9 protein-coding genes and 1 pseudogene are annotated in these 12,493 nt (G+C 67.7%); 4 read left to right on the forward strand and 6 right to left on the reverse strand.

From position 1 onward, the window contains the following. Positions 1-31: 31 nt before the first annotated feature. Positions 32-1,246 carry a type VII secretion-associated protein gene (locus MHEC_RS19410; protein ID WP_048890353.1) on the reverse strand — a complete coding sequence of 405 codons (1,215 nt, stop codon included), beginning with the start codon at positions 1,244-1,246 and terminating at the stop codon, positions 32-34. Next, positions 1,243-5,103 (reverse strand): type VII secretion protein EccCa, encoded by a 3,861-nt coding sequence (gene eccCa / locus MHEC_RS19415; protein ID WP_082169619.1) that lies wholly within the window; start codon positions 5,101-5,103, stop codon positions 1,243-1,245. The genes MHEC_RS19410 and eccCa overlap by 4 nt, the downstream gene beginning before the upstream one ends. A gap of 144 nt (positions 5,104-5,247) precedes the next feature. On the opposite strand from eccCa, the gene eccD reads away from it, so the two are divergent. Together eccD and mycP are read left to right on the forward strand one after the other, a co-directional pair. Beyond that, a complete protein-coding gene (gene eccD, locus MHEC_RS19420) occupies positions 5,248-6,627 on the forward strand; it encodes a type VII secretion integral membrane protein EccD (RefSeq protein WP_160315030.1) in 1,380 nt (459 codons plus the stop codon). Next, a complete protein-coding gene (mycP, locus tag MHEC_RS19425; protein ID WP_048890212.1) occupies positions 6,624-8,003 on the forward strand; it encodes a type VII secretion-associated serine protease mycosin in 1,380 nt (459 codons plus the stop codon). Before eccD ends, mycP begins: the two co-directional genes overlap by 4 nt. 59 nt (positions 8,004-8,062) lie before the next feature. Here mycP and MHEC_RS19430 read toward each other — a convergent pair. Further along, a pseudogene (locus tag MHEC_RS19430) lies at positions 8,063-8,269 on the reverse strand (type VII secretion protein EccB); the annotation flags it as partial. Between the two features lie 221 nt (positions 8,270-8,490). On the opposite strand from MHEC_RS19430, the gene MHEC_RS19435 reads away from it, so the two are divergent. Continuing rightward, positions 8,491-9,207: a cutinase family protein gene (locus MHEC_RS19435; RefSeq protein WP_048890355.1), complete on the forward strand. Its 717-nt coding sequence runs from the start codon at positions 8,491-8,493 to the stop codon at positions 9,205-9,207. Between the two features lie 31 nt (positions 9,208-9,238). After that, complete coding sequence (locus MHEC_RS19440; RefSeq protein ID WP_048890213.1) at positions 9,239-9,898, forward strand: cutinase family protein; 660 nt, start codon at positions 9,239-9,241, stop codon at positions 9,896-9,898. Between the two features lie 49 nt (positions 9,899-9,947). Here the strand turns inward: MHEC_RS19440 and truA are convergent, their stop codons facing one another. Genes truA through MHEC_RS19455 form a run of 3 tightly spaced genes read right to left on the reverse strand, consistent with a single transcriptional unit; the run spans position 9,948 to position 12,446 of the window. After that, positions 9,948-10,826 carry a tRNA pseudouridine(38-40) synthase TruA gene (truA, locus tag MHEC_RS19445; protein ID WP_048890214.1) on the reverse strand — a complete coding sequence of 293 codons (879 nt, stop codon included), beginning with the start codon at positions 10,824-10,826 and terminating at the stop codon, positions 9,948-9,950. A gap of 7 nt (positions 10,827-10,833) precedes the next feature. Then, positions 10,834-11,376, reverse strand: coding sequence for a 50S ribosomal protein L17 (gene rplQ / locus MHEC_RS19450; protein WP_048890215.1), 543 nt, complete (start codon positions 11,374-11,376; stop codon positions 10,834-10,836). Between the two features lie 26 nt (positions 11,377-11,402). Beyond that, positions 11,403-12,446 carry a DNA-directed RNA polymerase subunit alpha gene (locus MHEC_RS19455; RefSeq protein WP_048890216.1) on the reverse strand — a complete coding sequence of 348 codons (1,044 nt, stop codon included), beginning with the start codon at positions 12,444-12,446 and terminating at the stop codon, positions 11,403-11,405. Between the last annotated feature and the right edge of the window lie 47 nt (positions 12,447-12,493).

Here is a 12,493-nt window from a genome sequence, read left to right on the forward strand (position 1 = left end):
CCGATGTGGTTCCACGCGATGGGGTATTTCGTCAGCGCAGCGCGTGGGCCGACCGCACGGCCCGCTCGCACACGTCACGGACGGCGCCTGCGCTGTCGGTCCGGCTCTGGCAGCCGATGCTGATCCGCACCGGGCCGTCGAGAAGCACCGTCCAGCGGATGTCGTGCCCGGCGCGCACTTCCCGATACGTCACCGCGGGCCGCCCGGCGCTGGTCGCCGACGGATTGAAATCGACGAACACGCCCGGCGGCTCAGCGTCGATAGCGCGTTTCAACGACTCCGCGGCGACGGCAAGCGTTTCGTCGGCAACCGATGATTGGGTCACGTGCAGCGCCACCTCGGAATCGGTCGGCGACGTGAGCTGCACACGCGCCGACCCGGGCCCGGCGACGACACGCTTGACAGCCCAATGCGCCGGCACGCTCAGCGTGACCCGGCCCTCCACCAGGAAGGTCATCGGGATTTCGTTGGGTGCGCTCACCCGGTGACGTCCCCCTATGCTGAGACCAAGTATCGCCGCCGCTGCTGCAACAACGAGAAAAGCTGCGCGCGTGTGTTTTGTGTTTCGCCCCGTCGCGTGCGGGGCCTGGCGCGCGTCATGGTCACCACGAACGGACCATGGCCCCGCCGCAAGCCGCTGCAGCACTGCATCATCGACGTGCACCACCGTCAGATCGGCGCGACTGCGCCGCAGGCGTTCGGCGATCATCTGGCCCAATGCGGCAGCTCCGGCGACGGTGCTGGGCGCGTCGAGCACCACGGCCGCCGCCTGCGGCGCCGTCGCCGCGACGGCGCATGCCACCGCCTCGGCGACCGAGGCCGGCTGGCCGCGCCGCGGCTCAGCACCAACCGTACTGGCGATGACGGCGACCACACTGCTTGCGATCTCGACAATCACCGTGGTATGCGGTGGATTTGGGGACGCCCGGGCCAGCAACCACGACCGCCGCCGCGTTGTCACGGTGTCGGCCAGCTGCCGGGCGGCGGCCGTGATCACGTCAACGCGCGAGGTCGCCCACCACGATGGGTGGACGACGGCAACCGAGCGCTGACAGCCACCGAGCAGAGACCGCAATACCGTGGACCACAGCGATTCGACGCTAACCGGCCGCTCGCCGACCAAGACCACGGTGTCGTCTATGGCCTCCAGTGCGTCCGCCACCAACTGGGCATCGGCATGGGCTGGTGCGCAATTTAATCGGCGGATGGTCCCAGGACCTGCCTCGATGATTGCCGGATCGGTCATGGGGGCGGGCTCCACGAGACCTGAACCCGCTGCAGGTCGCCGCGGGTGACCAAAACGCCACGTCCGGGCGGAAGCGGCGCCGGGCGAACGGAGCCGAAGAGTGGGCCGTCGTCGGGGTCGGCGCTCATCACCAGCCCCATGCAACCAAACTCCCGCATCCTGGCGAGCAGCGGTTCGAACATGGCGCGCATCGCACCTCCGCTGCGCCGCGCCACCACGAGGTGAAGGCCCAGATCTTTTGCGTACGGCAAGTATTCGGCGATCTTCTCAAGCCCGTTGCCTGCCGCAGCGTTGGCGACCAGATCATAGTCGTCGACGACGAGATACAACTCCGGTCCAGACCACCATGACCTGGTTCGCAATTGGTCTCGGGTGGCTTGCGGCGGGGGCATCCTTCGCCGCAGCACGGTCAGCAGTTCGGGCAGTAGGCCCTCCAGCGCCGTTGCCGATATGGCATAGCCGGCGAGATGGTCGGACTCGACGACACCGAGCAGGCCGCGCCGGAAATCGACGATGACCACCCGCGCCTGGGCGGAAGTCTTGGTCCGGGTGATCTCACGACACAATGTCCGCAATGCGGAGGTTTTGCCGCATTCGCCGTCCCCGATGATCAGCAGATGCTGGTGGTGGTCGAAGTCGACCGGGCAGGCTGCTAATCGGCGCGCCTCCAGACCCAGGAGGACATGACCGCCGAGTGCACCGCTCGCCCGTTGCAATACGGCATGATGCTCGATGAGCTCGGGCAGGAGCGGCACGGTGGGCGCGACGGCATCGCCATAGGACCGTCGCAGCATCTCGCCCGACTGCATGCAGGCCTGCGCAAGTCCCGTGCTCGATTGCACGCCGTCGAGCCGTGGCAGCGCGATCAGCATGTGCAAGCCCTCGGGCGTGATGCCGCGACCCGGCTTGTCGTTGGGCACCCGTTGCGCGTGCTTGCGGTCCAGTTCAGAGTCTGCGGGATCGCCTAGCCGCAACTCGATACGGGTACCGATCTGATCCTTCAACGCCGGCCTGATCTCGGCCCAGCGTGACGCCGAGATCACCACATGCACCCCGAACGACAAGCCTTGTGCGGCAAGGACGATACACGCAGCTTCCAGGCCGGGGAAGTGTTGACACATGCTGGCCCACCCGTCGACGACCAGGAAAACGTCACCGAAGCGATCGGCGACTGAGCTCGTGTGTGGCTCTGCGCGCAAACATCGATACTGGGCCATCGAGTCGATCGAGTGCTCACGGAAAAGCGCCTCACGCGATCGAATGATCGACTCCAGTTCGTCGATCGTGCGCGCGACTAGGTCGGGCTGGGTCTTGCCGGCGACCGCTCCCACATGCGGCAGCGAATGCAGGGGCGCGAGCGCACCACCGCCAAAATCCAAGCAGTAGAACTGGACTCGCCGCGGATCATGTGTCGCGGCCAGTGCCATGACCAGTGCGCGTACGGCGGTCGATTTGCCTGATTGAGGGGCACCCACCACGGCGACGTTGCCTGCCGCGGCGGACAGGTCGACGCTCAACGGTGTGCGCCGCTGCTCGTACGGGCGGTCCACGACGCCGATGGGCACGGTCAGGTCTGACGATATCGGTTCGCCAACGGCGAGCCCGGCGTCGCGCAGCACGGCGTCCAGTGGCGGCGCAGCGGCCAGTGGCGGCAGCCATATTTGGTGGGCAGCCGGGCCATAGCGTGACAGTTCGTCCACCACGGCTTGCAGAACTGTAAGGCAGGACGCATCTGCGCCGCGTTCGACCGGGGCACCCGTGACTGGACCCATCGGTGCGGCAGTAAACTGCCGCACCACCGGCCGGGTCTGGTCGTCACCCGGGTCGGCGCGCGGCGTGCGCGGCGGATAGGGACCGGAGACAAACGCCGTTTGGAATCGGACCAACTCGCCGTCTGCCGTCTGGAGGAATCCTGCGCCTGGCGTGGTCGGCAACTCGAAAGCATCCGGGCCGCCAAGCACGATGCGTGACTCGTTGGCGGAGAGGGTTTTCAGGCACACCCGATACGACAGGTGAGATTCCAGCCCGCGCAGCCTGCCCTCGTCGAGTCGCTGACTGGCCAGCAACAGGTGCATACCCAGGGAGCGGCCGAGACGGCCGATCGCCAAAAAGGTGTCCGCGAAATCGGGATGCTGGCTGAGCAGTTCGGAGAATTCGTCGACGATGATGAACAAGGCCGGAAGTGCGGGCAAACGTGCGCCGGCGCGGCGGGCGCGCGCGTAGGCGTCGAGACTGACGAGATTGCCCGCCGTCCTGAGCAACTGCTGGCGCCGGTTCATCTCACCGGCCAGCGCGTCACCCATGCGGGCAACAAGCGGCGCTTCATCGGCGAGGTTGGTGATGACGGCGGCCACGTGTGGAGCTCGCTCCAGACCGAGAAACGTTGCACCGCCTTTGAAGTCAATGAGAACGAGGTTCAGCATGTCCGGCGGGTGCTGGGTCATCATGCCCAGCGCGACGGTGCGCAGCAGCTCCGACTTGCCCGAGCCCGTTGCGCCGATGCACAGCCCATGCGGCCCCATGCCGTTTTCGGCAGCCTCCTTGATGTCGAGTTCGACCGGTCTGCCGTCGACCGTAGTTCCGAGCGGAACCCGCAGGCGTTCACGGTGTTTCAACCCAACCCACCGCCCCGGCGGATACAGCGCGGTGAGGTCGTCGATGCACAGCAGGTCCTGCCACCGCGTTCCACCCGTCCGCGCGCAGTCGCTGCCCGATCTGTGCGGGCGGTATGCGGCAAGCCGCCGGGCGCACGCCAGCGCTTCAGCCGCATCCAATCGGTCGGCACGGACCGGCATTGCCTGACCATCGGTGTCGTGGACGGTGACTTCCGCGCCGTTCACCCGCAGGCTGACGCATCTGGCATGTCCGTCGTCGGTACCGGTCCCGAGCACCGTCAACCCGGTGGTTTCGGTGTCGTCATCGATCACGGCGACGACCACCGGTTGACTCAACAGCGCACCGGCGGCGGCTTCGGCCTCAGCGCGGGTCCGATACGCCATCCGGGCAGGCCCGCCACCATCGCTGGCCGTCGGATGTTGGTGGTGCGGTAGCCACTTCAGCCACTCCCAGTGACACCTATGGCAATCACTGATCGCCGCCGCGATCCGCAGACCGTCGGGGGCGTGCAACACGGCAAGCTGGCAGATCATCGCGCGCAGCAGTGCGCGTGCACGAGCGGGGTCCCCGCGGATCGTCACGGTATCCAGGTCGCGTAGCCCGATCGTCACAGGCGCATCCGCGATCGCGGCGTAGGTGTGCAGGAAGCGTCGCAACGCGGTCGCGGTGACCGGATCGGTCCGCTCGGCCACCCCGGTCTCGGGTGCGAGCAATGGGCGGGCCAATGGCCGGGATCCGGTGCCGATTCGAACGAGACAAAAGTCCGAGTCGGTAGGACGCCGCTCCCACATCCGCGCGCTGCCGACCAGCGTCCACAGCGAATCGGGCTCAGGATGACACCAGATCAGCGACAAATACTGAGCCGCGGCTGTTTCGGCCACCGAGCTGCGGAGGCCGGTCAAGTAGCTGAAGTAATCTGCGCGGTCGCCGTTCAGCTCGGCGGCGTGCTGGCCGGTGCGCCCGGCCGCAGCGGTGACGACCACCGACACGAGCATCATCGCGGGCAAGACCAGCAACATCGGATTACCACCGCCCGGACGCGAACCAAAAACCGCCGCCATCATCGCGGCGGTGGCGACGGCCATCACCGTCGGTAACAAGCGGACCAGCAGGCTATTTCGCGCCGGCCCGGCGACCGCCGGCGGCGGCGCCACCGTGATCTGCTCGGTCGAATAGGACGGCGCTGCCAGCCGTGGCGCCGGCGCAAAGGCCGTCGTGCTTGTGGTGTCGCGCTGACCCATCGCCGCCTTCCCCCGCCGAGTGGCCCACACCGTATGCGGCACCTCGACCCTCGACAAGTCAGCTGTGAATGACTGAACGCATCGAGACGGCTAACGCACTACCGTCCCGGCTCGACGAGAACACGTGATGCGAAGGGAATGGTGGTGTCGGAGGCCAGCCTGTGCCGGGTTTCGGTGCACGTCGACGGCGTCGACGTCGACCTGGCGTTGCCGGCGGCTCAGCCCATCGCGACGCTCATACCGCCGATCGTGGACATGGTGGCGACCCCGGATGGCCGGCACGACCCCACGACCGCGGTCCGCTACCAGCTTTCCCGCGTGGGCGGACCGGTGATGTCTTCGTCGAAGACGTTGGCCCAGTACGGCATTCGGGACGGGACCGCGCTTGTCCTGACGCGTTCGGCAGCCGAGCTGCCGCCGCCGCGATTCGACGATGCGGCGGAGGCGGCAGCGTGCACGCTTGCCGAGACGGGGCGATCGTGGACACGGCAGGCGAGCCGACTCACCGCGGCCTTGACCGCTGGCTGGCTGGCCGCCATCGGCGCCCTGGCGCTGGTCCGCGCCGCCTTCACCGCCAACGACGCCCAGCGCAGCCTCGTCGCGGCCGGCGTTGCGGTGCTCGTCAGTTGCGCCGCGCTGCTGGCGGCGGCGATAGCCAACCGCGTGTACCGCGATCGCATCGCCGCACTGACTCTCGGTCTGATAGCAACCGGATTTGCGGCCGCCGCAGGACTACTCGCCGTACCCAACGGCCCTGCGGCACCAAACCTGCTGCTCGCCGCGGCGGCGGCGGCCGCTGCCGCGGGGCTCGCGCTGCGGGTAACCGGATGCGGCGCCGTGGCGTTCACCGCCACCGCATGTTGCGCCATCGGCTGCGCCGTGAGCGCACTGGTGTGTGTGATCACGTCAACACCTCGGCCCGCGGTCGCAGCGGCGTCGGCCGTGGTGTCGCTGGCTTTGCTCGAGGCGTCGCCGCGGCTATCGATCGCGGTGGCGGGGTTATCGCCGCGACTGCCTTCACGCGACGACGCTGCCACCGGCACGCTGCCGGATCGACTGTCGGACAGGGCGATTCGCGCCGACGACTGGTTGACCAGCCTGGTCGCCGCGTCGTCGGTGTCGGCGGCGGCGGGTGCGGTGATCGGCGTACACGAGGTCGGCGAAATGCCCATCGCTCGCATCACGTTCGCCGTGCTCACCGCAGCGGCGCTGCTCTCACGGGCCCGCTCCGACGTCGACCTGGTCCGAACCCTGATGCTCGTCGTGAGTGGAACTGTGGCGCTCACCGCAGCTTTCGTTGCTGCCGCCGCTGCCGTACCGCGGCTGGAATGGATCACCGCAACCGCAGCGGTGCTGGTCGCCGCCGCGCTGTACCTCGGATTCGTCGCGCCGTCAGTTACACCCTCACCCGTCGCGCGGCGCAGCGTCGAAGTGCTGGAGTACCTCGCGCTAGCCGCGATCGTGCCGCTGGCCTGCTGGTTGTGCGGGTTGTACAGCGCCGTGCGAGGCCTGAGCCTGCGATGAGTGCAAGGGTGCAACGCATTGCCGTTCTTATGGCGCTGGTTGCACTTTGCCCAGGTGTGGCATCTCCGGCATACGCGGTCTCGCCGGCACCGATCGACCACAGTCGGCTGCCCGATTCCGCGCCGCCGGCGCCGCCGCAGCCCACCGTGCAGCGCGAGCTGTGCACGGTGCCGGGCGCAGACCCTCGCCTCGGCAGTGTGGATAAGTCCAATCAGCTGGCGGGCCTTGACTTACCGCAGGTTTGGAAGCTCACGCGTGGCGCCGGGCAGCGGGTTGCCGTCATCGACACCGGCGTCTCGCCGCACCACCGGTTACCCCACCTGGTGGCCGGTGGTGACTACGTGTTCACCGGCGACGGCACACAGGACTGCGACGGGCACGGCACCATTGTCGCGGGAATCATCGCGGCACGACCAGATTCCAAAGCTCGCGACCAGCTCAGCGGTGTGGCACCGGAATCCACGGTTATCAGCATCCGCCAGTCCAGCACCAAGTACGGTCCGGTCGCTGAAAGATCCGGCATCGGTGTCGGCGACGTGGACACCATGGCCAGGGCCGTGCGGACCGCGGCCGATTTGGGCGCGTCGGTGATCAACATTTCCTCGGTCGCTTGCCTGCCGGCCGGGGCCGCGCTCGACGACCGGTCGTTAGGGGCCGCGCTGGCTTACGCGGTCGACGTGAAGAACGCCGTGGTGGTCGCCGCAGCGGGAAACACCGGCAGCACAGGGCAATGCCCCGCGCAATCGGCCCAACCAACCTGGGACACCGCCGCGGTCGCCGTCAGCCCGGCCTGGTACGACGAGTATGTCCTGACGGTGGGTTCGGTGAACGCGCGTGGTGCGCCGTCAGCCTTCACCCTGGCCGGCCCGTGGGTCGATGTTGCAGCCCCGGGGGAAGCGGTGACATCGCTTGGCACTGTCGGTGACCGCGTAGTGAATTGCGTTGCCGCGCAACATGGTCCAGCGCCACTATCCGGTACTAGTTATTCCGCCCCAGTGGTCAGCGGGGTGGCGGCGCTGATCCGGGCGCGCTTCCCGGCGTTGACCGCACGACAGGTCGTCCAACGCATCGAGGCCACCGCACATCACCCGCCAGGCGGATGGGATCCCGTGGTGGGCAACGGGGTTATCGATGTGGTGGCCGCGGTCAGCACCGATGCGCCGCCGACTGCCACCAGCAGGCCGCGTGAGCGGTCGACCACGATCCCGCCGCCGGCTGACCGCGTCGCAAAAGGCGTCGCGCTCACCGGCGCGACAATCTGCTTTTTGGTGCTGACGGCGGCGGTCAGCACCGGCGCCGTGGCGGCGCGGCTACCTCGGCCGCGGACCCAGTCGGGCCACACCAGGGGTGGCCACGACGACATCACGCGTGGCTGAAGCATCTGCTCGGCTGGGCTCCGGCCCCTCGGGGGGTGTGGCGCCGACGCATCACCGAGCGCCGGCTGTGGCCGCAGGAGCGTAAGAACCGCGCATGCGGCCGCGATGATGGCCGCCAGCAGGCAGCCAAGCGCCAGCGATGCCGGGCGTGCGCGGATGGGTTCGTTGACCGCGTACAGGCTCCGCCGCAGCAACGCGCATTCGAGGCGGCGCAGCAGGAATCGATATCCGCTGACGTGCAGCCGCGTTGTCGGTTGCCATGCCATGTGGATCTCCTCCACTCCGGTTCCCCGCCACGATAGGCAAAACGCCGGCGACGGCCGTCGCGCCGATCCACAAGGCGGGCCGTCGAGCGGCTCGGGCAGCCGCGGTTGCACTCACCCGGTAGCATCTTCCCGTGCACAACCGCGACTTATCTCGGCACCGTCGGCGGTCGGCCGTTCACTGGGCCGGGCTGGGCGCCACTGCCGTGCTGGCGGCCGGTGTCATGCTGTTGGCCCCGGGTCCGCGCACGGTGCCCTCGGCCGTCGCAGTGGATTGCCCGGACGTCGAAGTGATCTTCGCCCGCGGCACCAGCGAGCCGCCCGGTGTCGGGCGCGTTGGCCAGGCGCTGGTCGATTCGCTGAGGCAGCAGACCGGGTTGAACGTCGATGCCTACGGGGTGAAGTATCCCGCCGGCAAGCTCCAGCTGGGCGGCGGCGACGGCGCCAACGACACCATTTCGCGCGTCAAGGACGTGGTCCAAGCGTGCCCGAACACCAAGATCGTGCTGGGCGGGTACTCGCAGGGTGCGTCGGTGATGGACATCGTGGCCGGGGTGCCGGTGGGTGGCGTCACCTGGGGCAGTTCGCTGCCTCCGCAGTACGTCGATAACATCGCGGCGCTCGCCACTTTCGGCAATATCGCCGACCGATCGGGCAGCCCGATTTCCAGCCAGAGCCAACTGCTGGGGTCCAAGGCCATCGACCTGTGCAACCCCGGCGACCCGATCTGCCACGCGGGTCCGGGCAACGAATGGAGCGATCACACCGACGGCTACGTACCCACGTACACCACCCAGGCGGCGACGTACATCGCGGCAAAGCTCCTCACCGCGGGCCCGAGCTCGTTGCCCGGGCCGAGCACCCTGCCCGGCCCGGCGGCGCCGCCGGGCCCGGGTTCGGCCATGGGATCCAACGTCTCGTCGCCAACTGGCGTCCGGTAACGCGCGGGTCGAGGTGTCCGATAGATCGGGCATGAGTTTTCGTCCGGCCTCGGCGTTGCCGTGGCTGCTGATCGCAGCCGCACTGGCAATCCCACCGTTCGCACTCATACCGTCGGCTCACGCCGCATCGTGCCCGGATGTTCAGGTCGTGTTCGCCCGCGGCCGTCTCGAGCCGCCCGGCACCGGCCAGATCGGCACCGCGCTGGTCAGCGCGCTGCGGTCGCGGGTGTCCGGCAAGAACATCGGCGTCTATGCGGTCAACTATGCGGCGAATGCCGATGTGGTCCGCGGCGCCAACGACATGAGCACCCACGTCCAATACATGGCCGCCAACTGCCCGGACACGCGGCTGGTGCTCGGCGGTTACTCGCTTGGCGCTGCCGTCACCGACGTTGTGCTCGCGGCCCCCGGTCCGATGTTGGGTTTCACCAATCCCCTCCCGCCGGGCACCGATGAGCACGTCGCCGCGGTCGCCCTGTTCGGCAACGGGACCCAATGGGTGGGACCGATCACCACCTTCAACCCGATCTACAACGACCGGACCATTGAGCTGTGCCACGGCGCCGACCCTGTCTGCAACCCGGCCGATCCCAAAACCTGGTCCAACAACTGGCCTGAGCATCTGGCGCCCGCCTACATCAAAGCCGGAATGGTCGATCAGGCAGCGGATTTCATCGCCGCAAGGCTCTAGCCGTGGCCGACGGTGGCCTCCTGCGCCGGGCCGCCGCCGCAGGAGTCCGCTAGCCAAGCTCGTCCGGATCACGCAGATCGCGCGTGACGAGCATGCGCGCTTCGAGTTCGTCGTCGGGCGGATAGTCCACTCCCACCAGCGTCAAACCCCGAGCCGGAGCGGCGGTGAAATCGCTCGCCCGGCGCGTCGATGTCAGCAGGTCGCGACACCAGGCGGTGCTGCGCCGGTGTTCACCGACCGCCAGCAGCGCCCCGACCAGGGAACGCACCATCGACCAGCAGAAGGCGTCAGCGGTGACATCCGCGGTGATCAGATGCCCATCGCGTGACCAGTCCAACCGCTGCAGGTCACGGATGGTGGTGGCACCGGCGCGCTGGCGGCAGAATGCGGCGAAGTCGTGCAGCCCCACCAGCTCTCGCGACGCCGCGGCCATGGCGTCGATGTCCAGCTCACGCGGCCACGCCATGACATATCGAGCTTGCTGTGGCTCCGCCCCGTAGGGTGCCGTCGACAACCGGTAGCGGTAGTGACGCCGTAGCGCTGAGAACCTGGCGTCGAATCCCTTTGGCGCGCGGCCGATATCGCGGACCCGCACATCGCTGGGCAGGAACCGGCCCAGACGCCGTACCAGCGGCAGGAATTCGGGTTCGCTGCGCCGCGGCGAACGCGGGTAGGCATGGGACAACGCGTCGACCGGGACATCGACGTGGGCAACCTGTCCGGTCGCGTGCACACCGGTGTCGGTCCGCCCGGCACCGTGCAGCCGCACCGGCGTCCTAAATACCGTCGACAGCGCCTCGCCGACCACGCCGGCAACGGTGCGTTGACCCGCTTGCACCGCCCAGCCAGCGAAATCGGTTCCGTCGTAGGCTATATCGAGCCGAAGGCGAACGTGGCCGCTACCATCATCGATGGCGGGCACGTTCATCGTGTCTTTAGGACTCCCCGGAATCTGCCGGGGGCTCCTCAGCTTTGGGCTGGCTGTCAGCGGCCTGCGCCGGGGTGTCCGCAACCGCGTCCGGTTCGACCGCCGCCGGTGGAGCCGCCGCGGCCGCCGCCTGCTTGGTCTTGGCCTGCGCAGCAGCCACCCGCCGGGCCCGATTAGCCTCCGCGGTCACCGTCTTCTCCCGCACCAGCTCGATCACCGCCATCGGGGCGTTATCGCCCTTGCGGGGCTCGACCTTGATGATGCGGGTGTAGCCGCCGTTGCGGTCGGCGAAGTGCGGCCCGATCTCGGCGAACAAGGTGTGCACCACGTCCTTGTCGCGGATCTTCTTGAGCACCTCGCGCCGATTGTGCAGCGTGCCCTTCTTGGCGTGGGTGATCAGCTTTTCGGCGTATGGCCGCAACGCCCGCGCCTTTGGTTCGGTGGTCTTGATCCGGCCATGCTCAAACAACGCGGTGGCCAGGTTGGCCAGGATCGCCTTCTGATGCGACGACGATCCGCCGAGGTGACGACCCTTGGTGGGCTTGGGCATTGCTGGGCTCCCTTGGTGTGTGTCCGTTAGAGCTGTTCGGTCTCGGCGTAGTCCTGATCGTCGTAGCCGCCGTCGTTGGACCACGTGCCCGTGGCAGCGTCGTAGCCGGCGACCTGCGACGGGTCGAAGCTGGCCGGACTGTCCTTGAGCGACAGACCCAACTGGTGCAGCTTGACCTTGACCTCGTCGATCGACTTCTGGCCGAAGTTACGGATGTCAAGCAGGTCGGACTCCGTACGCGACACCAGTTCGCCGACAGTATGCACGCCTTCCCGCTTGAGGCAGTTGTAGGAGCGCACCGTCAGATCCAGGTCGTCGATCGGCAGCGCGAACGCCGCGATGTGGTCGGCCTCCGCCGGCGACGGTCCGATCTCGATGCCTTCGGCTTCGACGTTGAGTTCGCGTGCCAGCCCGAACAATTCGACCAGGGTCTTACCGGCCGAGGCGAGCGCATCCCGCGGGGTGATCGAGCTCTTGGTTTCGACGTCCAGGATCAGCTTGTCGAAGTCGGTGCGCTGCTCGACGCGGGTGGCCTCCACCTTGTAGGTGACCTTGAGCACTGGCGAGTAGATGGAATCGACTGGGATGCGACCGATTTCTGCACCCGACGCCTTGTTCTGCACCGCTGGCACATAGCCGCGCCCGCGTTCGACGACAAGCTCGATCTCGAGCTTGCCCTTGTCGTTGAGCGTCGCGATGTGCATGTCGGGGTTGTGCACCGTGACACCGGCCGGCGGCACGATGTCACCGGCGGTGACCTCACCGGGACCCTGCTTGCGCAGATACATCGTCACCGGCTCGTCCTCCTCGGAGGACACCACGAGACCCTTGAGGTTCAAGATGATGTCGGTGACGTCTTCCTTGACGCCGGGCACGGTGGTGAACTCGTGCAGCACGCCGTCGATGCGGATGCTGGTGACGGCCGCGCCGGGAATGGACGACAGCAGCGTGCGGCGCAGCGAGTTACCGAGCGTGTAGCCGAATCCCGGCTCTAGGGGCTCGATGACGAACTGCGAACGGTTGTCGCTGATGACCTCTTCGGACAGGGTTGGTCGCTGTGAGATCAGCATGGTGTTCTTTCATCTCCTTCTCGGCACCCGCCATTTGATGCCGTTAA

Origin of the sequence: Mycobacterium heckeshornense, assembly GCF_016592155.1 — a bacterium.
GTDB classification, from domain to species: Bacteria; Actinomycetota; Actinomycetes; order Mycobacteriales; family Mycobacteriaceae; genus Mycobacterium; species Mycobacterium heckeshornense.